The following is a 22143-nucleotide window of genomic DNA, read 5'->3' as shown; positions in this document are numbered from 1 at the left end:
CTGAGTCCGGCGCTAACTCGAAGTCGTCTCGGTGGTGTTTCCGGTCGTCGTCCCGGTCGTCGTCCCGTTGGTGGTCGCCGAGACGGTCACCGTCGCGTTCGCAACCACGGGCTCACCATCAACCATGTACAGACTGTCGGCGTCGGGGTAGTCCAGCATCTGGTTGTTGTTGGTGTCCTGGTACAGCATCACCGCGAAGGTGGTTTCGTTCGAGATGGTGTAGTTCGTGAACGTCACAGTGACGTTCTCGTGCATGCCAGCCTCGAGATAGGTGGTGTTCGCGACGACGTCACGAACCTGCCCACTCTCGGAGACGTTGTGGACAGCGACGAACCCGCCGCTCGGGAGCGTCACGTTCGCCACGACGACTGCCGACCCGTTCGAGGTCTGGTTCATGAACGTAACGTTCGCGGCCGAGGCGTTGCCCGCGCCACCCGTCGTGTTCCCTTCACCGGTCGTCATGTTCTCCTCGCCGGTGGTCATGTTCCCTTCATCGGTAGTCATGTTGCCACCGACGCCAGCCTCGGTCGTCTCCTCTCCAGCCGTGGTCTCTTCCGCGGTCGTCGTCTCCTCACCAGCCGTCGTATCACCGTCGACAGCGCCGCCATCCGTAGGTTCGGTCACGTTCTCGGGGTTCGTTCCTCCACAGCCTGCGAAGGCGACGAGTAGTACGACGCCGACCACCGCAAGCATCTTCGTTCGTGTCATAGTTGTCTACCCCCGATTGGGGTGGTAGACGATACTGTCGAGAAGTAGAAAAGGGACCGAGACGTTTTCGGACGTTTCACGCCTCGAGCGCCGAGTAATACCGAGTTATCCGATTGTATACGGAGCGTACCTGTGGACGACACGAAGGCCACGAACATCGCTAACGAGTGACACGAACGGTAGTGAACTGACGGATTGTCGACACAACGGACTTGAAGTCGGGCGTCGAGCACTGGAACGTGACCGACGACACAACCATCCGGGACGACGCAATGGGGCGATTTCCAGTCCCAGACGTCGAGGACGTTCCGGACGACCTTCAGGACAGAATCACAGAGGAGACCGAGCGCGCCGGCTTCACGCCGAACGTCTTCAGCGCGTACGCGTACAAGCCGAGTCACTTCCGGGCGTTCTTCGCGTACTACGACGCGCTCGTCGAGGACACCCCGCTCGCACGCGAGGAGGTCGAGATGCTCGTCGTGGCGACGAGCGGCGTAAACGACTGCCTCTACTGCGTGGTCGCCCACGGCGCACTCTGTCGCATCTACGCCGAAGCGCCGAAACTCGCCGACCAGCTCGCCACCAACCACCGCCAGGCCGACGTCTCTGCCGAACACCGGGCGATGCTCGACTTCGCGGTGAAACTCACGGAGTCGCCCGAGCGGATCACCGACGACGACTTAGAGCAACTCCGGGACGCCGGATTCTCGGAGGAGGAGATCTGGGACGTCGGCGCCGTCACCGCCTTCTTCAACCTCTCGAACCGGATGGCGGCGCTCGCGGACATGCGCCCGAACGACGAGTTCTACGAGATGGGGCGGTAGGCAGACAGCGTCCATCTCGGAGACGGGACTCGGTCAATCGTCCTCGAACACGACTCGACCAATCGCCCCTGAACACCACTCGGTCAAACGCCACCGCTTTACCGGGGAGGGGCGTACCCGTCTGCGTGCAAGTCGTCGGGTACGAAACGACACCGGGCGACGGCCCGGCCGCGCTCAGAGTCGCCACCGACGGGACCGTCGAGCGCGTCGAACTCACGCCCGGAGCCGAGGTGACGTACGCACTCGGCGACCGCCACTGCGCGGGGACGACGGACGACCGCGCCCACGAACCGTGCCTGAACGAGAAGGCGCCGTACTGCCGGGAACACACGTCGGTGTGGCCGTGTGCGCGCTGCACTGGAAGCTGTACGATGCCACTGGAGACGTGCCACGAGGAACACGCCGTCTACCTCGCGGCGTTCGCCCCGGACGTGTTCAAGGTCGGCGTCACGCGGTCGTGGCGCCTCGACACCCGACTCCGGGAACAGGGCGCTGACCGCGCGGCCCACCTCCGGACCGTCGAGAACGGGCGGAAAGCCCGGCAAATCGAGGCCGACATCGCGGAGAAACTCACCGACCGCGTGCGCGTGCCGACGAAGATTCGTGGCCTGAACGACGGCGTCGACGACGCAGCGTGGGAGGAACTCCTCGAGGAGTTCGACCCCATCGAGACGTTCGACTTCGACTACGGACTCGACTTCGACCGCCGACCTGTCGCGGAGACGATGGCTACCGGAACAGTGCTCGGGACGAAGGGGCGCGTTCTCCTGCTCGAACGCCGCGGGACGGCGTACGCCGTCGACATGCGCGACCTCGTCGGCCACGACGTGCGCGAGGAGGCCAGCGAGCGGGACGTGCAGTCGAGTCTCGGCGCGTTCTGAGCGAGTCCGCTGACCGCCCGCTGTCGGTGAGCGAAGAGCCGGTTTTTTCAGTGCGGGCGGCCAACCTGAGGGCATGGCAGACGACGAACCCGAGACCGACGAGTCCGCGGAGCCGGAGGAGACAGCGTCGACAGACACGGAAGGGGAGAACGGCGAGGAGAAGTCCTTCCGAGAGCGCGTCAAGGAGATCCGCGAGGAGCGCGCGCAGGAACGAGAGGAAGGCGAGGGCCAGGACCCCCGGGAGCGCATGAAGGAGATGGGCGGCGGCGGTGGCGGCCCAGGCGGCATGGGCGGCGGCGGTGGCGGCAATCCGTTCGCGCAGATGATGGGCGGCATGATGGGCGGCGGCGGTGGCGGCCCCGGCGGCATGGGCGGCGGTCCCGGCGGCCGCGACGAATCGGGGGGTACCAGCGAGAAGGTCGAACGCGAACTCGAACAGCTCCGGAAAGAAGTCGAGCGCACGAACAACAAACTCGACCGCATCGCGGAAGCGCTGGAAGACAAGTAGCGAACGAGATTCTCTGCTTTGTTTCCCAGGACGGGACTCGTAGCACTCGAGACTCGTCAGGAAGTCCCGTCTGGAGCACACTGCCACGCTTCTGTGAACACCCAGAACAGAGCGGTCGGAAAGTCTGTTCCCGACGGTACACCGACCCGCTCCTGTCGTAGCCCGTAGCCTTTTTGCGACTGCCCGTCCGCTGTCGTGACGATGAGTGAGACGCCCTTCCGGTGGTGGTGGCGCTGACGCGCGTCGGCGTACTCGGACCCGGCGCGGAAGACGCCGCCGGCATCCTGCGCGAGTTCGACGCCGACCCCGTCGTCGGCGACGAGGCACTCGAGGGCAAAGCGACCGGCGACACTCCGACCGACGCGGACGACGAGGGTGTCGACGTTCTCGTCGCACTCGGTGAGGACGCGCTACTCGACGTCGTCGCCGCCCGCGTCGACGCCCCCGTACTCCCCGTCGCTGCTGGCGAGGAGTACGGCGGTGTCCTCCGTGAGGGGCTCCGCCGCGCGCTCGCCGCGCTCGCGGGCGGTGAGTACGAGATCCGTGACCGACCGACGCTCGCAGTCAGTGCGCCGACCGGCGAGCACCGTGCGCTCGCTGACGCGACGCTCGTGACCACACACCCGGGGAAGATCTCGGAGTTCGCGGTCCGAGGGGATGGCGAGCACGTCGACCAGGTTCGGGCGGACGGCGTGGTCGCGGCGACGCCCGCGGGAAGCCACGGCTACGCGGCCGCCGCGGGCGGACCGCTCCTGCAGGGCGGGGCCGACTCGGTCGCCGTCGTGCCAATCGCGCCGTTTCGCGTGGAGCAAACGTCCTGGGTGCTCGACCTGCCCGTGGAGTGTACGGTCACGCGGAACGTATCCGACGTCAGCCTGTTCGTGGACGGACGGGAGTGTGGTGCCGTTCCAGCGCGCGAACCACTCGAACTGGAGTGGGGAGCACCGACCTCCATCGCTGTGGTGCCCGACTCGCGGAGTGCTCCATCGTTCGAGAGCTGAGCGCATTGGAAAAGACATAATACCGCGACACACCCACCAACGGACATGGCAGACCTATCGGTCACGCTCTTCGGGCCAGTCGACACGCTGCTCGCCCCGTACGTCGAGTACGCGCTACTCGCGCTGGTCGTGCTGAACTTCGTCAGCCGGTACGTCGCACACCGCGCCCACAGGCGACAGGCCGAGAACGACGAGGAACTCACCCGGCACTTCTTCCACTCGTTCACGTCGTGGGGGCTGGTGTTGCTGAGTTTCTACTACCTCACGCTCCACCACCACGCCGGCATCGTGGTCTCGATTCTCGCGCTCTCGACGTTCCTCGCCGACTTCTTCGAGTTCGAGGCGCGCAAGGTCGAGATCCGCGAGGGGGAGCCCCTCGAATCGCCGAAGGGCGCCATCGTCGCGGCGACGTTCATGCTCCTCTACGTCGGCTATCTGAGCGTGTTCTTCCTCCTCAAGCCGTACTGGTCTCAGGTCGTCTGAGGCTCCTCGCGTCGGTCCGTCGTCGCACTCGATACGATTCTCGTCACGTCGCTTCTGTCGCCGTCGCTCTCCGCTGCGTTCTTCTGCTGCCCGCGCTCTCCGCTACGTTCTTCTGTCGCCCGCACTCTCCGCCACGGCTCTATCGGCCAGCGCCCGGCGACTTCTCCGTCACGCTCCCGCCGTCCAGACGCACCTGCTACGTGTTCGAGCACTCGCTCGGCTTACTGGCAACGCGTAGCCGTACTCGAATGTGGTGTCCCAATCGATTCCGTCAGTCACGCGCCGTAGCGAAGTTGCCGGGACCTTCGGGAATCTCTGGAAGGCCACAGTGAACAGCGCTCCGTGACAGCCACCGGCGATAGCGCGCCATCGACGCCGTGAGGTCGCAGCCACCTGTGACTCGAGACCGAGAGACAGCCCGTCACGAACGAGTGGGCGACTGTCGGAAGCCAGGCTGTCGACTGTTTCGACGACTACGTCGACACCCGTTCGCGAAAACCAGGATTCGCGTCGATACTGGAGTTACTCGCCGGCGGCCCGCGCGTACAGTTCTCGGCCCACCGGAACGACGACCCAGAAGAACAGCGCGCCGAATAGCGCGAGCCAGAACATCGTGTACATCAACTGCACTGCGAGTTGGTCGTACATCGTGAGGTTACTCGGAACCGGCGCGATCAGTTGCTTGCCGCTGAACGAGGGCGTCCGATACCAGCCCGCGAGCACCATCCAGATCAGACCTGCGCCGGTGAGGAGGCCAAGCCCTTTTGCGAACTCGTCAGCCATTGTCCGTGGATTCGTCGTCGCTGTCTTTATCCTTTACCATTCCGCGAGCGCGGAACCGGGACGCGAACGCGTACACCAGTCCGCCGGCGGCGATGAACCCGACCCCGAGCACGGCGAGCGGGACGCTCACCTCGCTCGCGGCGGCGCGCCCGGAGTTCGTGGCCTGGTCGAGCGAGACGAACCCGAGCACCACCGTCACCACAGCGAACAGCGTGGAGAACACCGTGACGGACTTGTAGAGGCGTTCGGGCACGACGACCTCGCGGCCGCGCTCGTCGTCACTCATCGTCTACGAGAACGCCCGGCCGGTACTTGACTTCCGCGGTCGGCGCGTGCGAGACAGCGAGTGCGCTGCTGTGAGCGCGTTTGGACGTGGAGAAGAACTGAGAACGTTGGTCGAAGTCGGCGGGAGACGCTACCTCGGCGGGCGGAGTTTGTAGTACCGACGGTTGAGGTCGTACATGTAGCCCTCGCGCATGGTTTTGAAGACGGCGTACGCGACGGCGCCCGCGACCGGTGGCACGAGGAACGTCATGTCGAACAGCAGGTGGGGGTCGACGGGGGTGAGGTTCTTGATGGACAGCGCGCTGATGAAGAGCGCGAACACGACACCCATGACGCCGATGGACGCCCAGAAGGGCTGTTCGACGGGGCGGCGTGCGCTCCCCTTGTTGAGGAACGGCACGATCGCGATGAATCCGACGACCACGACGTTGGCGAGCACGCCGTACGTGCGGTCGGCCATCAGCTTCTCGCCGCCGAGGATGGCGATATTCGGGTTCAGCGGGCCGAGTTTCAGCAGGCCGAACGACCAGTACAGATACCAGTCCGGCAGGATGATCGCCGGCGTCTGACTGGAGTTGGCGGCCGCCGCGAGGTGTGGCGGGAGCGTCGCCGCCAGGAAGAACGTCATCCCGACGAAGAAACACGTCAGCGCGAGGTTCCGGATGAGTTCGTGGGGCCAGGTGGGGAACGCGAGCACGTCGCGTTCGACGTAGTCGGACTCCTCGCGGAGGTCCTGATCTTCGCGCCGGGAGCGCTCGAAGTACTCGTAGGTCAGCCGGGAGAGCCCCGTCGTGCGTTCCTTGCGCTCGCGCCACGTCGGCGTCTCGTCGTCCGGCGGCACGATACCCGTCCCGTCCGTCTGAACGTCGTCGTTGTTTGGTTCGTCTGGCATTGTTCTCAGTGGGGTTCAGCGATGCCCTGCATCCAGACCAGTCCGAGGTGGACGGCGATGACCGTCGTCACCACGAACGGGAGCAGGAACACGTGAAGGATGTACATGCGTTGCAGCGTCGCCTGTCCGAGCGAGAAGCCGCCGAACACGAGTTGTGCGACCCACTCGCCGACGAGCGGAATCGAGAGACTCATCTCGACGCCGATCTGGCCCGCCCAGAACGAGAGCTGGTCCCAGGGGAGCAGGTAGCCCGTGTACCCGAACACCATCGTGAGGCTAAGCAGGATGATGCCGATGAGCCAGTTGACCTCCCGGGGCTCCTTGTACGCGCCGGTGAAGTAGACGCGGAGCATGTGCAGGAAGACGGCGGCCGTCATGACCTGTGCGGACCACCGGTGTATCGACCGGAGCATGTACCCGAAGTTCAGGTCGGTCATGATGCTGGCGACCGAACAGTACGCCACCGTCGCGTTCTCGATACCACACGCGCCTGCCGCACTCGACGGCGCGTAGTAGAACCCGAGGAGTGCGCCGGATATCGCGGCGACGACGTACGCGAGCGTCGAGAAGAACCCGAGCGAGTACAGCGGATACCAGTACCAGAACTTGTTGTCGAGGTTGTACTGTTCGGTGTGGCTCTTGGGCATCTGGAGGTTGACCCGGTAGTAGAGGGTCTCTAGGAGCTCCAGATAGTCCACGATGCGGAGGCGCTTGTCGAACCAGACGAGCACCGTGAGGAACGCCGACTCCACGGGCGTCAGGTCCTTCTCCTCGATCCAGGCCTCGTGGTCGTGTTCGTCCTTTCGTTCGATGCTCATACTAGCTGTCCTCCGGGCGTGGGAACGCCGTGAACCGTCGCTTCACGATGCTGAACGGGTTGTAAATCGACTGGTGGCACGGACAGTAGATGCGGTTGCCCGCGTCCCCGTAGGTGGAACTCCGGAAGCCCGGAACGCAACAGAAGTGCGTGCACTTGTTCAGGATGGCCATGAACCCGTCCTGGGTCGCGGCCTTCAGCCAGTCGATGGCGGGCCCGGTCTCGGTCTCCAGTTTCTCCTGAATCCGCGTGCTCCGAATGATCTGAACCGGGATCGTGTCGTTCGTGTCCTGGGAGCGCCACGATGCCATCGCGGGCTTCCCGATGCCGGACGGCCCGATGCCGTTCGTCCACGTCTCGTAGTTCTCGAAGTCGCTGACGTTTACGCGGCCCGACGACGGTTGCCAGTCGTAGGAACTCGGACCGCCCGTGTATCGGAAGTAGTTGTCGCCCTCGTAGTCCGGGTCGAGGCCCTGGTAGTCCTGAACGCCGCAGTACTGGAACCAGTCGACCTCGTAGGTGATGCCGCCGAGATCCATTCGGGCGACGGTCACCGTCTGTCCCTGCCGCTGAATCTCCTTGGTCTCCGGGTAGCGCCCCTTGATGTATCCCTGGTCGTCGATCTCGATGGGGATCATCGGCATCGCGCGAGGCGCGGGCCCGTCGGTGTTCTCGACACCGAAGTACGTCGTCTGTCCGCCACCCTGTCCGGTCGGATTCGTGAGCCCGGATACGGAAACGGCACCGGCCGCGCCGATGCCCGCCATGCCGGCGCTTCCGACGACGCCCTTCACGAACCTGCGCCGTCCCGAACTCTCCGGGTATTTGTCGTCTTCAGCCATTGTTATCGTTTGTAGTACGGGTACACTGCCTTCTTCATCTGTTCGAACGTGTCACCGAACGCGGAGACGCCATCGGCCTCGTCCTCGCGGACGTAGAGGTCCTCCCACTTCCGACGACGCTTTTTCACGATCATCACGTCCGGGAGGAACTCCTTGCGGTAGAGCAGGAGGATGAACGAGAGGTCGATGAACACCGCCGCGAGCAGGAAGCCGAGGTACATGTTGCCGATCGGGTCGTACCCCCATCCCGCCACGAGACCGTACGCGAACAGCGCGACGAACACGACCTCGATGAGCGTGAGCAACACGATGGCGATGGCGGCCGCCGTGCTCTCCCTGGCCGGTTCGTATCGGTGGATGTCGCCGTAGTTGCTGCCAGTCGATGACATTATCGTTTGTTGGGTGCGCTCGCGTGTTGTGATTCACCGTACTTCACGACGAAGAACGTGTAGACGAGCGAGACGAGCAGCATCAGAATCGTCGCGATACCGACGTAGTGGGCCTGGAACGCGACGCCCATCTCGTGTGGCGAGAGCGAGGACTCCCCGCCGCCACCGCCACCGGGCGCTTCTCCGGAGTCGTTGACGACGACAGTCCCGACCATCCCCATGCCTGCGTGGGGGTCACACTGGTACGTGTACTCGCCCTTCGGACCGTCGAAGGTGTACGAGTAGGTGAAATCCGCTGTCTCGGTGATCTTCGTCTGGACGTCCCAGCTGGCACCGTCGGGAACCTTCTGGGCGTGGACGTTGTGACCCGGGGACTTCCACACCCACTTCACGGTCGCCCCGGGCCGGATGTACACCGTCTCGGGTGCGAACGTGTTGGTGTTGTTCGGTCCGACCTCGACGGTCTTCGTCGTTCCCGCACCCGGGAGACCACCGCCTCCCGACTGCGTCCCGTTACCGGCCGTGCCGTTACCGGCCGCTCCCGTCGTGCCGTTGCCGGAGGTGGTGTTGTTCCCGTCTCCCTCCTGCAGGACGGCGGACGCCGAGGACGACCGCGCGCCGACTGCGCCGACGGCGGCGGCTCCGCCGGCCGAACCGGTCGCGATCTTCAGAAAGTCCCGCCTCTTCATACAGTCCCAAATCAGGATGGCATCCGCATAAACCCACCGATGGCATCCCGCCGGAGGAAGCGCCGTATTCGGGTTCTTCGGGGGCTGACACTGTGCTGTGCTCTCACTCGTCCCCGTCAGTTTCGGGGACGAACGCCGGCCGCTCGTCGCTGTCGACGCCCGCCGCACGGAGACGCTCCCGGAACTGCTCGGAGCGGAACCGGTCCGAGAGGCGGGCGTTGGCGACGATGAGCAGTATCAGTGCGCCGAACAGCACGAAGCCGACGCCCGCCAGCGCGGCGATGACCGCGGACTGTCCGAGCGGATGGAGGCGGAGCGTCGTTCCGGCGATGGTACACGCGTGTGCGGGCGACCCCGGAACCGGGGGACAGGACCGCACCAGTGGGTCGTAGGTGAACGGCGAGAGGAACAGGAACACGCCTGCGGCGACCTGTGCGATGCCGACGTACTGGAGGACTGTCGTTCCGAACCCACCGCTCCCCTCGGGCACCTCCGCGGGGTCCGGCAGTCCGGCTTCCTCGGGAGGTTCGGGAGTGTCGTAGTCGTCCATCGAGCAGAGCGCGACTGTCGGCTTGACGTCCCGCAGGACGGTTCCCCGTCCCTCGACGCTCCCGTCCGGGTAGACGACCGCGTACCCCTCGTCGGAGTACGCCAACACGACGGGTTCACTGTCGATTGTCGTCCGCTCGACGACGGCGAACACGTCCCGCGTCGCCACGCGGTGCCGCAGATCCGCTTCCACGCGGTCGAGGAGGTCTTCGCCGATGATCCACGTGTCGGGGTCGAAGGCGGCCTCCCACTCCGCCGCCGACATCTCGTCCATCTCGCGCGGGCCGAACTCCTCGAAGTCGTAGGCCTCCTCCACCTCTTCCCGGAGGTCCTCGGCGGACTGCGATTCCGACTCCGCGTCGGCCTCGGGCATCGTCGAATCGTCCTCGACGCCGTTCGCGGGGTCCGCCTCGTCGTGCTCCGGTTCCTCCGACGCGGACGCGGCGTCCTCGTCGGGGCTGGAGTCCGTCATTGGGCGAGGGTAGCGGGCCGAGTGGGTAAGTTCTTCCGACCGACCGCGACCGACCCGACGAGTCTGGCCGACGCGAGCGCGAACGGAAAGCCGAACCAGTTTAGTCGTGCCGTTCCAAGCCGGGGTCATGGTCGAAGACGTGGCCGTCGCGACAGTCGCCGCTGCGATGGTCACCGCGAGCTTTCCGTTCTACATCTACGGCGCGTGGGTCGTCATCGACACCGAGACGGTCACCTGGGGCGTACTCACGCACCACCTCAAGTTCATCTTCACCGGACTCGCGCTGAACACGATTCCGGTCGTCGCGTGGATGCTCCCCCGGCTGTTCGACCAGCTCGGCGGGTTCGCCGTCCTCCACGCGTTCTTCGGCGTGCAGGCGTACGCGCTGCTGGTGTTCGCGCTCACCGGGATCGTGCCGATTCTCCGCGCGAAACGCGAGTACAACCTCTACCACGACCCCGACCCGTCCGTCGACATCGACGACCTCCACGAGAACATGAGCGCGTGGCGTCTCCGTCTCCGCGCTGGCGTCGCCGGCTACGTCGTCTGCTGGCTCGTCGCGTGGGTTCTCGGACTCGCACGGTACGTCCTGCGATACCAGTTCGTCTAAACGAGTGTTGGCGCACGTGTGGTGATTGGTGTGGGCCTACCGCGAGCGCCACCACGCGTACCCAAGCACCAGTGTGAGCACGAGCAGGCCGCCGGCGAAGAACACCGCTCCCGGCGGCACGCCCACGCCCGACGCCGCGGCGTCCGTGGCGCCCGAGGCGGCTCCGTCGGTGGTCATCTGGAACGTATCACCGCTGGCCGATGGCTGCGCCGTCTCCCCCGATTGGGACGCTCTTCCGAGTTGGCCTACGAGGAGACGCTGCACGACGATACTCACCAGACCGAGCACGCCGACCGCACCCAGCACGCGGAGCAGTCGGTCCTTCAACGAAGCCTTCGACGCCTCGTCCGACGCGAACAGGACGAGGGACTCGTTCGCCGGCGCGTACACCTTCATCTCGCGGCCCTGTTCGGAGTACCACGTGTCCGCCACCTCCACGAGTTCCGCGTCGACCAGTTTCTCGAGGTGGTACGTCGCGTTCTGGAGGGACGTGTCGACGACGTCGGCGACGCCCGACGCTGTGTCCGGTTCCTGGTACAGCGCCATGAGTATCTCGCGCGCGGTCGACGCGGACAGCGCTTCGAAGACGTCGTCCGCAGCGTCCTCCCGGATTCCCACCACGTTCGCCCCCTCCCCTCTGTCGACGGACGAACGCAGCGGCAACAGCCGATTCGCTGGCATCGAGTTCCCATTGGCGACCGACCACAAAAGCCCTCCCCAAGAGTGAAACGTCGACTTTACTCTCAGGGAGCGGGGCAAAACGGCGATTTACCACAATGTTCCGTCGCAGCCGACCGACGTCACCACTCGCTGCCGTCGGCCAGGTCGACGTCGTGGTCGAGTTTCGAGGACGGACAGACGTCCTCGAGCACGCAGTCCGAGCAGTCCGGATTGCGCGCCGTACAGGTGTTCCGGCCGTGGGCGATGAGCCAGTGCGTGTAGTTCTTCCAGTGCTCACGCGGCACGACCGGCATCAGGTCCTCCTCGATGGCGGATGGGCGTTTCTCCTCGGTGATGCCGAGTCGTCGCGAGATGCGCTGGACGTGCGTATCGACGACGATGCCCTCCGTGACGTCGTGGCCGTGCTGGAGCACGACGTTCGCCGTCTTTCGACCAACGCCCTGGAGGTCGGTCAACTCGTCCATCGTGTCCGGCACCTCACCGTCGTGTTCCTCCACGATGGTCCTCGCGGAGTTCTTGATGTACCCCGCTTTGCTGTTGTGGTACGTGATGGAGCCGATGTCCTCCGAGAGTTCGTCCTCGTCGGCGTTCGCGTAGTCCTCCACCGACTGGTACTTCTCGAAGAGGTCCGCCGTCTCCTTGTTCACGCGTTCGTCGGTGCACTGCGCGGAGAGCATCACCGCGATGAGTAGTTCGAGCCGATTCGAGAAGTTCAGCGAGATCTCCGGTTCCGGATACGTCTCGCTCAACCGGTCGATGACCTCACGGACCTGTTCTTCGCGTGACTCCAGCGGCGTGCCCATGAACCGAGCGTCACTCGCGCCGCCCTTCGCTCTACCGGAACCGGGCGACCATTCAAGTACCAGAACGCGACCACCCTCCGCTGTGACCTGACTACGACCGCGGGGCGTCACACTCCGGTCAGCGCGACGCACCGCCCCGCGACAACTGCACTGACGCGCTCTGCGTCGCCTGTCAGCCCACTCTGGTCCACTCACGCAGTTCGCGTCACAGACCGACCAGCTACCAGCACGTATTCGGGACGTTTAAGCGCGCGACAGTCACCCATCGTGGTATGAAAGCGACCGCGAGGGCCCACCCCATCCAGGGCCTCGTCAAGTACCACGGGATGCGGGACGCGGAGCTCCGGCTCCCGTACCACGACTCCATCAGCGTCTGCACCGCGCCGAGTGCCACCACCACCACGGCCGAGTTCGACCCCGAACTCGACGTCGACGTCTACCGGATCGGCGGCGAAGAGGAGACTGGTCGCGGCGCAGAACGCATCCGCGGCGTCGTCGACGAGGTCCGCCGCCGCGCCGGCATCGACCACCGCGTCCGCCTCGAGAGCGAGAACAACTTCCCGTCGAACATCGGCCTGGGGTCTTCCTCCTCCGGCTTTGCGGCCGCCGCGCTCGCGTGCGTCGAAGCCGCCGGCCTCGCCCTGACACTCCCCGAGGTGTCGGCCATCGCCAGGCGTGGCTCTTCCTCGGCGGCGCGCGCCGTCACCGGCGGTTTTTCGGACCTCTACGCCGGACTGAACGACGAGGACTGTCGGAGCGAACGGCTCCCGGTCGACGACGACGTCGCCGAGGACCTCCGTATCGTCATCGGGAAAGTCCCTGCGTACAAGGAGACCGAACAGGCCCACGCGGAAGCCGAGGACAGCCACATGTTCGAAGCCCGCCTGGCCCACATCCACGACCAACTCGCCGAGATGAAGGACGCGCTCCGCGCGGGCGACTTCGACCGCGCGTTCGAGACCGCCGAACACGACTCTCTCTCGCTCGCCGCGACCACCATGACCGGACCCGCCGGCTGGGTGTACTGGAAGCCCGACACGCTCGAGATCTTCAATGCAGTACGTGCGCTCCGCGAGGATAACGGCACTCCCGCGTACTTCTCCACTGACACCGGCGCGACCGTCTACGTCAACACGCGCGCCGAACACGTCGACGAGGTCGAACAGGCGGTCGCCGACTGCGGCGTCGAAACCAGCGTGTGGGAGGTCGGCGGCCCCGCCCACGTGCTCGACGAGAGCGAGTCACTGTTCTGACCCGGCGCTCCCGGACTACGGACCGCGCTCCGAGCGCATACGGTTTTCAGGCTCCCGCCCGTATCCTCGGTCATGCGAGTCGTGGTACTCGGAGCGGGATACGCCGGCGTCGTGCTCGTGCGCCGACTCGAGCGCCGACTACCCGACGACGTCGAACTGATCGTCGTCGACGACACCGGCACCCACCTCGTCCAGCACGAACTCCACCGGGTCGTTCGCAAACCCGAATTCGCCGACGACATCACGATTCGGATCGACGACCTCTTCGACAGAGCAAAGACGTACAGGTCCACGGTCAAGTCGATCGACCGAGACGAACGCGTCGTTCACTTCGAGGACGGCGACGACCTGGCGTACGACGTCGCCGCTGTCTGCCTCGGCACCGAAACGGCTGACTACGACCTTCCAGGCGTCGAGGAGCACGGAACGCCGCTGAAGCGCCTCCCACACGCCGCCACCATCCGTCGTGACTTCCTCGACGTGGTCGACGACGGCGGCGGAACGGTCGTCGTCGGCGGCGCAGGACTCTCCGGCGTACAGACTGCCGGGGAACTCGCCGCGCTCGCACGGGAGAATGGCATCGAATCGGACGTCGACGTCCTGCTCGTCGAGCAACGGCCGGACGTCGCGTCGTCGTTCCCTCAGAACTTCCGGACCGCCGTCCGCGACGAACTCGACCGGGAGGGCGTATGGGTTCACACCGACGCCGAAATCACACGCGTCACCAACTCCGAGATCCATCTCGAACGACGCGACCCTATCGCCTACGACCAGTTCGTCTGGACGGGCGGCATCCGCGGCACCGACGCGCTCGAGGGGGAACGCCCGGACGTGCGCGCTGACCTCGCGCTCGACGAGCGAACGTTCGCACTGGGTGACGCTGCCCGAGTGCTAGACGCCGAAGGGACGATGGTGCCTGCAAGCGCGCAGACCGCGATTCGCGAAGCGAAGGTCGCTGCCAGAAACATCGAAACTGTCGTCGCGGACCACCGAGATTCCGCGAATGGATTCCGACCTCGACTCGACCGCTACACGTTCGAATCGCCAGGCTGGGCAGTGAGCATCGGCGACAGCGCCGTCGCTCAGGTCGGCTCGAAAGTGGTTCGTGGCAGCGCCGCGAACGCGTTGAAGAGCGCAATCGGGATGCGGTATCTCGCGTCCGCCGGTGGAATCCGGGACGTGGTTCGGCTGTTGGGTGACGAGTTCGACGTCGACGTGGAACGCCGTCAGTGACAGGGCCGTACTCGAGTGGTCACACAGGACGCCGTCGGCGCGTCGATACCTCCCGCTGAAATCTGGGTTTGGTGTTCGAAAACGCGGTGGTCCTACAGGTTCTACCGACTCGCGTTCACGGTTTCGGAAGCCGACCAACCGCGCGTTCGTCGAAACTTCGAGCAAACCGCCACCAGATCGGTTCCATGCGACAGGCAGGACGGACGGACGAGGCAACCTCCTACGGCAATCGGGTGGTAGCTGATACAGACGACGAAAATACAGTCAAGTCCGTTCCTGTGGTGCGAGCTAGCGATTGTCATGATAGACGCTGCCGCCCAGACGGTTCTCTCTGGTTCCGTGGTCGCTGCGAACGCGGCGCCGGAGACAGCACCCGGACACGGACCAGCCGATGCCCGGACGAACGGAGGTCGAGGCACACGAGTCGTCGAAGACGAGCGGACGCCTCCGCGAACGTCTCGCGGGCCACACGGAGGAGGTACGCGTGGCTGAACGCGGGCGTTCACAGTGGCTGACTGCGGGGCAACTGCTGGTCGCGCTGACGGTCGCCGGAAGCGCGATGATCGCTGGCAGCAGCGCTACAGTGGCCCAGAACTCTGCCAGCGCCGAGGTGGCTGCGTCTCCGACCGCGCCACCGGGCGCGCAGGCGACGCTGTCCCCGGCTTCGCAACCGGACGCGCAGGCAGCCACGGACACCGACGGTCACGACGAACTCGCCACCGCCAAGCAGTCGCGGGAAACCGCCGCGGAGTGGGGCGTCGAGGAGGGCGCCTGGCTGGCCCAACTGCAAGGTGCGACGGTCACGCAGGCACAGATACAGGCCGCGAAGGCGGCGGCCGTCGGCGTGGTGCACCAGCATCAAGACGCGGACATTCAGCAGATCCAGCGCGCAGCGCGCGGCGCTGCACACGGCGCGCTGGTGCAGTCCCAGTCCGTGAACGTGACCCAGTTACAGGCGTCCGTCTCCGGGAGCGTCGGCGGCTCACTGAGTCAGTCCCAGTCCGCGAACGTGACCCAGATACAGGGGGCAGCGTACGGTGCGGCTCACGGGTCGCTCGCGCAGGCCCAGCGAGTTTCGGTGACGCAGGTGCAACAGGCAGCGGCGGGAGCCGCGTCCGGCGCGGCGAAGGGCGCGGCCAAGCGGAAGGTCGCGGACGTCTCGAAGATCCAGGAGGCCGCCCAGGGCGGGGCGTACGGAGCGCTCGAACGGAAGGCCAAGCCCGAGAAGACCCACGGCGCTGCCAAGGGAGGCGCCGAGGGCGCCCTCGAGCAGACCCAGCATGCGAACGTGAAGCAGGTGCAGGTGGCGGCGCTCGGCGGCGCGAAGGGCGCCGTCTCCCAGAGCCAGCGGGCGACGGTCAGGCAGGTGCAAGCGGCGGGCCACGGGGCCGCGGCCGGCGCCATCTCACAGAGCCAGACGGTCAACATCGTGCAGATACAGGTCGCCGCGATGGGCGCGGCGTCGGGCGCGCTCTCCCAGAGCCAGTCGGCGAGCGTCACGCAGATACAGTCGGCGGCCCGGGGCGCCTGCCGAGGGGTTCTCGGCCAGGTGACGCAGGTGCAGGTCGTCAACATCGTGCAGATACAGATCATCGTTCAGGTCGCGGCCGCCGAAACCACGAAGAAGGCAGTCCGAGAGAAGGAAACTCGCCCGACGAAGATCTTCCACGACGGGAAGCAGAAGGGCAAGGACAAGTACCGCGCGCCCGGTGACAGCGACCGCGACGGGCTTTCGGACGACCAGGAGCGCCTCATCAGCACCGACCCGGATGACGTCGACACAGACGGCGACAATCTGAACGACGGAACGGAGGTCCTCGTCGAACAGACCGACCCGCGCAATCAGGACACTGACGGCGACGGTCTCGACGACGGGGAGGAGGTCAACCACGGGACCAATCCGACGCTAGCGGACACGGACCGCGACGGCATCGACGACGGCGAGGAAGTCGATCAGGGGTCGAATCCGCTGGACCCGAACGACCCGACGGAGACAGATGCGGACGAGGACGGCCTGACGCTCCGTGAGGAGCGCGACCGCGGGACCGATCCGAACGACGACGACACCGACGGTGATGGCGTGGGCGACGGCGAGGAGGTCGACTCCTACGACTCGAACCCGCTCGCCTACGACACCGACAGCGACGGACTGAGCGACGGTACGGAGGCCGAGCTCGGGACTGACCCGACCGCAGCAGACACTGACGGCGACGGTCTCACCGACTCGGCGGAGGTCGAGCGCGGGACCGATCCGACCGACCCCGACGACCCTGCACCCCCGGACCCCGACGGGGACGGACTGGGGACCGCCCAGGAGCGACAGATCGGGACCGATCCGCAGGACTCCGACACCGACGACGACGGACTGGACGACGGTCGAGAGGTGACCGTCGTGTTCACCGACCCGACCGACCCCGACACGGACAACGACACCCTCACCGACGGCGACGAGGTTCAGAACGACTCTGACCCGCTCGACGTCAACGACCCGAACCCGATAGACGCCGACGACGACGGCCTCCCCGACGAGGTCGAGGCGGAAGTCGGGACCAACGTGACCAATCCCGATACCGACGGGGACGGATTCCTCGACGGGACGGAGGTCGACGACGGCACGGACCCGCTCGACCCCGACGACCCGCCGCGGATACGGTCGCTCGGCGTCGCCACGGACTGCGCGAACGTCACCGCCACCAACACGAACGACGTGCCCGTATCACTGACCGTCGCCGGGCCGAACGGCACCGAACAGGTAGGTCTCGCGGCGGGAGAGACCCGGCAGGTGGTGGAGTCGGCTGGCGACTACACTCTGACGGCGAGCACCGGCGACGGCACGACGGTGCCGCTGGGCGAGCAGAACGAGTCCGAATTCGCCGTCACCGTCGAGGAGTGCCCGACGGTCGCTGAAAGCCTCACCGTGGTCGAGCGCGAGCGCAACGTCTCGGTCACCAACCCGAACGACGCATCCGTCACGGTCACTGCGACCGGTGAGGCAGGTGCGGTCCAGAACGAGACAGTGCCCGCGAACGAGACCACGACGCTCCCGCTCGCGCCCGGCAACTACACCCTCACGGCCAGCATCGAGGCGGGCGAACCGGTCTCCCTCAACGGCGAGCAGACGCTGAACGTCTCCATCGAGACCACCGCGCCAACCCTGCCGCCGGTCGGCCAGGCGAACCTCACTGCGTCGGTCGAGAACGCCACGCTCACGGTCACGAACCCCTCCGGCGTGGACGCGACGGCAAACCTGACCAACGAGACTGGAACCGTCGAGTTGTTCGCCGTCCCCCCGGGCGAGACAGAGACCATCTCAAACCTGCCGGCGGGTAACTACACGCTAGCCGCGACCAGCGAGGGGAACGCGACGGCCCAGGTCAACGGGAACGAGAGCTTCGCATTCTCGGTGCAGGCAGCAGAGCCGACGACCCCGGAGCCGACGACGGCAGAGCCGACGACAGTCGAGTCAACGACGGTCGAACCAACGACGGTCGAGCCGACGACGGCAGAGCCAACAACATCGGAACCAACGACGGCTGAACCAACAATGGTCGAACCGACGACTCCGGAGCCAACGACCCCCGATCCGACGACTCCCGAGCCCCAAGCACTCGATTCGCTGACCGCGACCGTCGAGATCCAGTCGTTGACCGTCGAGAATCCGAACGACCTCGCCGTCACAGTCAACGCCACGAACGAGACCGGCGCCAACCGGACGCTGTCCGTGTTGGCCACGTCGAACGAGACGCTGGCCGGTCTCGCGCCCGGTAACTGGACCGCGACGGCCACCGCCGAGGACGGGCGGGCGGTTCCAATCAACGGCAGCGAGACGTACAACTTCACCGTTACCGCGCCCGTGACGCCACTCGAGTCGCTTGCCGTCGTCGTCGGTAACGAGACGTTCAGCGTCGAGAACCCGAACGAGCTGGGCGTCTCCGTGACGGTCACCAACGAATCCGGAACGGTCGGGACGACGCCGGTCGGTCCCGGCGAAAACGTGACCGCCACTGGGCTTGCGCCCGGGAACTACACGCTGAACGCGACGAGCGAGGACGGTCGGGTGGTCCCGCTGAACGGCAACGAGACGCTGTCGGTCGAACTTGTCGGTTCGCCGGTCGACACGGACAGCGACGGGTTGGTCGACGAACGAGAGGCGGACCTCGGGACGAACGCGACGAGAGCGGACACCGACGGCGACGGCCTCAGCGACGGCGAGGAGGCCGACGGCGAAACGGACCCGCTCCTGCCGGACACCGACATGGACGCCGTGACCGACGGAGCCGAAGTCGCCAACGGGACGGACCCCCTGAACCAGTCCGACCCCGGGTTCGTCGACCCGGCCCGCTACGGGTTCGACCCTGCCGACCCCGGGCGGTCGATATTCTGGGTCAACCCCGCGATTCCTGCTCACCAGGTCGAGGAACCCCGACTCATCGACTCCGAGGAGATAGAGCGACTGATTCACGAGCGCGTCAACGAGATTCGCCAGCAGAACGGGCTCGACCCCCTGAGATTCAACGACACCCTGGCATCGGTCGCCCGAGCACACAGCGAGGACATGGCCGAGCGGAACTTCTTCGAGAACGTCAACCCCGACGGCGAAGGACCGCTCGACCGGTACCAGAGCGTGGTAGCCACTGACGGCTGTAGTGCCTATGGGGAGAACATTCAGGGAGTGAGTGGGCCCGTTACGAACGAGCAGTTCGCCGACGCAGTGGTCTCATCGTGGATGAACTCCTCCGATCAGCGTGCGAACATCCTCGACCCCGACTGGGACAGCGAGGGCATCGGCGTCTACTTCACGCAGGACAGCATCAACGACACGTTCGTTGACGGTGAGGCCGAGGGTCTTCTCGGCCGCTCCCAGGCTTCGCTGCTCGTGACGCAGAACTTCTGTGACCAGACGGTCCAGCCGAGCGGGACGCCAACGTCGACACCCACCGAGGCGCCAACGTCGACACCCACCGAGACGTCGATCTCGACAACCACCTCGATATCCACCGAGGTGTCTACCTCGACAACCACGCCGACGTCCATCGAGGTGCCAACCTCGACAATCACCCCGGCGTCCACCGAGACGCCAACCGCCTCGACGTCCACCTCGACACCTAACGCAACCGCTGTCGACCTGACTCCTCTTGGGGATTTGGTGCCCCTCCGCGCTCCACACGGGTGAATCCCGGTTGCGACGTGATCTGGCGTGACGTGTCGCAACCAGATTTCGAAACCAGGCCCGACACGATGTGACTGAGCGCGGAACTAGATTCTGTGGCGGGTACGAGTGCTGCAGGCCCGACTCGACCGTCGAACGAGCCGTCCTGCTCGACGTCGACCAACCGACTATTGATAAGCCGATACGACATCCTGGTGAGTGAGAATGAGCTCGTCCAGTCCGATCACGGTCCAGCGGGTCTCTGAACTCGTGACGGCGAACCGAGCGATCAGAGCACCCTACTACCAGGCCGACCACGACGAAGGCGTTCGATTCACGGATCTGGAACGGGGGCTCCAGTGGGGCGCCGACGCCATTCCCGCCTTGCTGGGTCTGTTCCGAGTCGAGCGAGACACTCGGGACGACCATCCCGACGGATGGGTGGGTTTCGCCCGCCACTGGCGGGAGGGGACGTTGCGGCTGGACTTCGACCTGTTCTCCGGGCCCGACGAGTCAGACCCGGTTCTGGTTGTGACCGCAATCACAGGCCGATCGGGAGAGAAAACCATCGTGGACGAGGAGTTGGGGGAAATCGAACTGCCGGACCAGACTCCGACAGAAGAAGAGTGGGAACGACGGCAAAAACAGTACCAGGCGGCGCGAAGGAAGGACGATACCGATGGGTCAACAGCGGTGAAAGCGTACATCGCAGCGCTGCCGGGTTGGAAGCGCGAGGCCGCGACACGATTCGACGAGTTCATCGAACGCGAAGTGCCTGGTGTGCGCCGCGCCGTGAAGTATCACCAGCCGTTCTATGGCATCGAGGGTCAGGGATGGTTTGCGTCGTTCAGTGCGTTCTCGAAACACGTGAAACTGACATTCGTGTGTGAATCGTACCTCGAACCGAAGCCACCCAGTGGGACGGCTCCGGATAGACAGGCCCTGGACCTGGAGGAGACCGATACGCTGGACGAGGAGCAGGTCGGCCCCTGGGTCCGTCAGGCTGCCGACGACCCGGGGATGGGTTGGTGATGCTCCGGGACGAGCTGGTGACGTCCCGTTCGACCGTCGAACGAATCGATTTCTGAGGCGTGAGACGACCAAACCCAGCCGTCTCGAAACCACCGTTTTAGACAACGTACGTGTAGGCATGTGCTTATCGTGCAGTGATACAGCGCATGTCGTCTGAAAGGTAATGGTGCGCAAAGCCTACTGTAGAGTATGCCAGTCGCCCAGTGCAACGGAGCCGACCTGTATTACGAGGAACAGGGAGCGGGGCCACCGATCGTGTTCCTTCACGGAGCGTTTGCCGGTCTGAGATTCTTCGAACCGCAGTTGGTCGGACTCAGTGAGGAGTTCCACACGGTCGCGCTCGATTTCAGAGGACACGGGCGGTCGGAGAAGACGGAGACAGGCCACACGCTTCCGCAACACGCCCGCGATCTTCAGGTCTTCCTCGAACAGCTCAACCTGACAGACGTCGCGGTGGTGGGTTGGTCGATGGGAGCGCTCGTTTCGTGGGAGTACGTCAACCAGTTCGGTACCGAGCGGATACGCGCGCTGGTCGACGTCGATATGGAACCCTCGCCGTTCCAACGAGAGGACTACGAGTTCGGGACGTACATGGTCGAGGGTTTGCGGGACGCTCTCGACGGAATCCAGTCGAACCCGCTGGAACTCACCGACGATTCGATCGAGGCACTACTCAAAGACCCGCCGTCGAGGGAACGCAGAAACATGATGTTCGACGAACAAACGCGAACGCCGCCGTCAGTGCAGGGCTCGATGCTCCTCGACGCGATGCGGGATTACCGGGACGTGCTTCCCGAGATCGACGTTCCGACCCTCGTCTGTGCGGGAGCGGACGAGAAATGGCGAGGCGTAGCCAACGTGAGATACGCGGCCGAACTCATCCCGGACGTACAGTTCGAACTGTTCGAACAGAGCGGACACTGTCTCACCATCGAGGAACCCGAGCGGTTCAATCGAGTCCTCGCCAAATTTCTCGACTCGGATTGACCACCGCTCACGATTCCTCGAACGGCATCACTTGATTGCTTCTGAGGGGAGGAGGGTCTGGGGCTGCGTTCACCTATCCAACGGAAACAGTGACCGGACATCGATGATCGATTCCTTCGATTACGACCAGTTTGGCTGTACGCGAATATCGTTGATAACCATTCGCGCGTCCGCTGTCGAACGAACGTGGAATGGTGGACGTTCGACCACTAATCGCTGTGCTATTGGACGGTTATAGTGGGTGACAAATGCATGGGTGCTGCAGGATTTTA

At 65.2% G+C, this 22143-nt stretch carries 22 protein-coding genes; 11 read left to right on the top strand and 11 right to left on the bottom strand.

Annotation, left to right across the window (positions count from 1 at the left end; all coding sequences use genetic code 11):
- Positions 1-12 precede the first annotated feature (12 nt).
- Positions 13-708 (bottom strand): DUF7282 domain-containing protein, encoded by a 696-nt coding sequence (locus tag LT970_RS04030; RefSeq protein WP_232688141.1) that lies wholly within the window; start codon positions 706-708, stop codon positions 13-15.
- A 272-nt stretch (positions 709-980) separates the two neighbouring features.
- Between LT970_RS04030 and LT970_RS04025 the strand changes: the two genes are divergently transcribed.
- From LT970_RS04025 to LT970_RS04005, 5 genes are all read left to right on the top strand, one after another.
- Positions 981-1532: a peroxidase-related enzyme gene (locus LT970_RS04025; RefSeq protein WP_232688680.1), complete on the top strand. Its 552-nt coding sequence runs from the start codon at positions 981-983 to the stop codon at positions 1530-1532.
- Between the two features lie 125 nt (positions 1533-1657).
- Positions 1658-2413 carry a DUF2797 domain-containing protein gene (locus LT970_RS04020; RefSeq protein ID WP_232688139.1) on the top strand — a complete coding sequence of 252 codons (756 nt, stop codon included), beginning with the start codon at positions 1658-1660 and terminating at the stop codon, positions 2411-2413.
- Between the two features lie 73 nt (positions 2414-2486).
- On the top strand, positions 2487-2921 hold the full coding sequence (locus tag LT970_RS04015; RefSeq protein WP_232688130.1) for a hypothetical protein: 435 nt from the start codon (positions 2487-2489) through the stop codon (positions 2919-2921).
- A 227-nt stretch (positions 2922-3148) separates the two neighbouring features.
- Positions 3149-3922, top strand: coding sequence for an NAD(+)/NADH kinase (locus LT970_RS04010; protein ID WP_232688117.1), 774 nt, complete (start codon positions 3149-3151; stop codon positions 3920-3922).
- Positions 3923-3967: 45 nt separating this feature from the next.
- Positions 3968-4405 (top strand): DUF7313 family protein, encoded by a 438-nt coding sequence (locus LT970_RS04005; RefSeq protein WP_232688115.1) that lies wholly within the window; start codon positions 3968-3970, stop codon positions 4403-4405.
- 522 nt (positions 4406-4927) lie between these two features.
- Here LT970_RS04005 and LT970_RS04000 read toward each other — a convergent pair.
- The 8 genes from LT970_RS04000 to LT970_RS03965 form a co-directional block, all read right to left on the bottom strand.
- Entirely contained in the window at positions 4928-5188 is a 261-nt protein-coding gene (locus LT970_RS04000; RefSeq protein WP_232688108.1) for a DUF7314 family protein, read from the bottom strand.
- Entirely contained in the window at positions 5181-5474 is a 294-nt protein-coding gene (locus tag LT970_RS03995) for a DUF7315 family membrane protein (protein WP_232688106.1), read from the bottom strand. Before LT970_RS03995 ends, LT970_RS04000 begins: the two co-directional genes overlap by 8 nt.
- Before the next feature lie 129 nt (positions 5475-5603).
- A complete protein-coding gene (locus tag LT970_RS03990; protein WP_232688103.1) occupies positions 5604-6365 on the bottom strand; it encodes a cytochrome b family protein in 762 nt (253 codons plus the stop codon).
- A gap of 5 nt (positions 6366-6370) precedes the next feature.
- Positions 6371-7183 (bottom strand): cytochrome b, encoded by an 813-nt coding sequence (locus LT970_RS03985; protein ID WP_232688101.1) that lies wholly within the window; start codon positions 7181-7183, stop codon positions 6371-6373.
- Position 7184: 1 nt separating this feature from the next.
- A complete protein-coding gene (locus LT970_RS03980) occupies positions 7185-8024 on the bottom strand; it encodes a ubiquinol-cytochrome c reductase iron-sulfur subunit (protein ID WP_232688100.1) in 840 nt (279 codons plus the stop codon).
- A 2-nt stretch (positions 8025-8026) separates the two neighbouring features.
- Positions 8027-8413: a DUF7318 family protein gene (locus LT970_RS03975; RefSeq protein ID WP_232688098.1), complete on the bottom strand. Its 387-nt coding sequence runs from the start codon at positions 8411-8413 to the stop codon at positions 8027-8029.
- Positions 8413-9102: a plastocyanin/azurin family copper-binding protein gene (locus LT970_RS03970; protein WP_232688096.1), complete on the bottom strand. Its 690-nt coding sequence runs from the start codon at positions 9100-9102 to the stop codon at positions 8413-8415. Before LT970_RS03970 ends, LT970_RS03975 begins: the two co-directional genes overlap by 1 nt.
- Before the next feature lie 103 nt (positions 9103-9205).
- Positions 9206-10123, bottom strand: coding sequence for a DUF7319 domain-containing protein (locus tag LT970_RS03965; RefSeq protein ID WP_232688077.1), 918 nt, complete (start codon positions 10121-10123; stop codon positions 9206-9208).
- Positions 10124-10250: 127 nt separating this feature from the next.
- On the opposite strand from LT970_RS03965, the gene LT970_RS03960 reads away from it, so the two are divergent.
- Entirely contained in the window at positions 10251-10733 is a 483-nt protein-coding gene (locus LT970_RS03960; RefSeq protein WP_232688075.1) for a DUF7321 family protein, read from the top strand.
- Positions 10734-10769: 36 nt separating this feature from the next.
- On the opposite strand, the gene LT970_RS03955 is transcribed toward LT970_RS03960, so the two are convergent.
- Both LT970_RS03955 and nth read right to left on the bottom strand, forming a co-directional pair.
- Entirely contained in the window at positions 10770-11414 is a 645-nt protein-coding gene (locus tag LT970_RS03955) for an ArsR/SmtB family transcription factor (protein ID WP_232688066.1), read from the bottom strand.
- A gap of 119 nt (positions 11415-11533) precedes the next feature.
- Positions 11534-12217, bottom strand: a complete 684-nt coding sequence (gene nth, locus LT970_RS03950; protein WP_232688064.1) for an endonuclease III — start codon at positions 12215-12217, stop codon at positions 11534-11536.
- A 272-nt stretch (positions 12218-12489) separates the two neighbouring features.
- Here nth and mvaD point away from each other — a divergent pair, with 272 nt between their 5' ends.
- The 5 genes from mvaD (at position 12490) to LT970_RS03925 (ending at position 21871) form a co-directional block, all read left to right on the top strand.
- A complete protein-coding gene (gene mvaD, locus LT970_RS03945; protein ID WP_232688060.1) occupies positions 12490-13470 on the top strand; it encodes a phosphomevalonate decarboxylase MvaD in 981 nt (326 codons plus the stop codon).
- A 72-nt stretch (positions 13471-13542) separates the two neighbouring features.
- Positions 13543-14703, top strand: coding sequence for an NAD(P)/FAD-dependent oxidoreductase (locus LT970_RS03940; RefSeq protein ID WP_232688058.1), 1161 nt, complete (start codon positions 13543-13545; stop codon positions 14701-14703).
- 391 nt (positions 14704-15094) lie between these two features.
- Positions 15095-19876, top strand: a complete 4782-nt coding sequence (locus LT970_RS03935) for a CAP domain-containing protein (protein ID WP_232688055.1) — start codon at positions 15095-15097, stop codon at positions 19874-19876.
- A gap of 450 nt (positions 19877-20326) precedes the next feature.
- Positions 20327-20884: a DUF1801 domain-containing protein gene (locus LT970_RS03930; RefSeq protein WP_232688044.1), complete on the top strand. Its 558-nt coding sequence runs from the start codon at positions 20327-20329 to the stop codon at positions 20882-20884.
- 189 nt (positions 20885-21073) lie between these two features.
- Positions 21074-21871, top strand: coding sequence for an alpha/beta fold hydrolase (locus LT970_RS03925; protein WP_232688043.1), 798 nt, complete (start codon positions 21074-21076; stop codon positions 21869-21871).
- Positions 21872-22143 lie beyond the last annotated feature (272 nt).

Source organism: Halobacterium zhouii, from assembly GCF_021249405.1.
Classification (GTDB): Archaea; Halobacteriota; Halobacteria; order Halobacteriales; family Halobacteriaceae; genus Halobacterium; species Halobacterium zhouii.
Note: the sequence above shows the minus strand (reverse complement) of the source record. Positions and strands in the feature narration are given on the sequence as shown.

What these genes read in the sequence shown, in the direction of transcription:
- LT970_RS04005 (WP_232688115.1), top strand. Translation starts at nt 3,968, where the DNA reads ATGGCAGACCTATCGGTCACGCTCTTCGGGCCAGTCGACACGCTGCTC.
- LT970_RS03995 (WP_232688106.1), bottom strand. Translation starts at nt 5,474, where the DNA reads ATGAGTGACGACGAGCGCGGCCGCGAGGTCGTCGTGCCCGAACGCCTC.
- LT970_RS03925 (WP_232688043.1), top strand. Translation starts at nt 21,074, where the DNA reads ATGCCAGTCGCCCAGTGCAACGGAGCCGACCTGTATTACGAGGAACAG.
- LT970_RS04015 (WP_232688130.1), top strand. Translation starts at nt 2,487, where the DNA reads ATGGCAGACGACGAACCCGAGACCGACGAGTCCGCGGAGCCGGAGGAG.
- LT970_RS03955 (WP_232688066.1), bottom strand. Translation starts at nt 11,414, where the DNA reads ATGCCAGCGAATCGGCTGTTGCCGCTGCGTTCGTCCGTCGACAGAGGG.
- LT970_RS03965 (WP_232688077.1), bottom strand. Translation starts at nt 10,123, where the DNA reads ATGACGGACTCCAGCCCCGACGAGGACGCCGCGTCCGCGTCGGAGGAA.
- mvaD (WP_232688060.1), top strand. Translation starts at nt 12,490, where the DNA reads ATGAAAGCGACCGCGAGGGCCCACCCCATCCAGGGCCTCGTCAAGTAC.
- LT970_RS03990 (WP_232688103.1), bottom strand. Translation starts at nt 6,365, where the DNA reads ATGCCAGACGAACCAAACAACGACGACGTTCAGACGGACGGGACGGGT.
- LT970_RS03960 (WP_232688075.1), top strand. Translation starts at nt 10,251, where the DNA reads ATGGTCGAAGACGTGGCCGTCGCGACAGTCGCCGCTGCGATGGTCACC.
- LT970_RS04000 (WP_232688108.1), bottom strand. Translation starts at nt 5,188, where the DNA reads ATGGCTGACGAGTTCGCAAAAGGGCTTGGCCTCCTCACCGGCGCAGGT.
- LT970_RS03975 (WP_232688098.1), bottom strand. Translation starts at nt 8,413, where the DNA reads ATGTCATCGACTGGCAGCAACTACGGCGACATCCACCGATACGAACCG.
- LT970_RS03935 (WP_232688055.1), top strand. Translation starts at nt 15,095, where the DNA reads ATGCCCGGACGAACGGAGGTCGAGGCACACGAGTCGTCGAAGACGAGC.
- LT970_RS03970 (WP_232688096.1), bottom strand. Translation starts at nt 9,102, where the DNA reads ATGAAGAGGCGGGACTTTCTGAAGATCGCGACCGGTTCGGCCGGCGGA.
- LT970_RS03940 (WP_232688058.1), top strand. Translation starts at nt 13,543, where the DNA reads ATGCGAGTCGTGGTACTCGGAGCGGGATACGCCGGCGTCGTGCTCGTG.
- LT970_RS04025 (WP_232688680.1), top strand. Translation starts at nt 981, where the DNA reads ATGGGGCGATTTCCAGTCCCAGACGTCGAGGACGTTCCGGACGACCTT.
- LT970_RS04030 (WP_232688141.1), bottom strand. Translation starts at nt 708, where the DNA reads ATGACACGAACGAAGATGCTTGCGGTGGTCGGCGTCGTACTACTCGTC.
- nth (WP_232688064.1), bottom strand. Translation starts at nt 12,217, where the DNA reads ATGGGCACGCCGCTGGAGTCACGCGAAGAACAGGTCCGTGAGGTCATC.
- LT970_RS03980 (WP_232688100.1), bottom strand. Translation starts at nt 8,024, where the DNA reads ATGGCTGAAGACGACAAATACCCGGAGAGTTCGGGACGGCGCAGGTTC.
- LT970_RS03985 (WP_232688101.1), bottom strand. Translation starts at nt 7,183, where the DNA reads ATGAGCATCGAACGAAAGGACGAACACGACCACGAGGCCTGGATCGAG.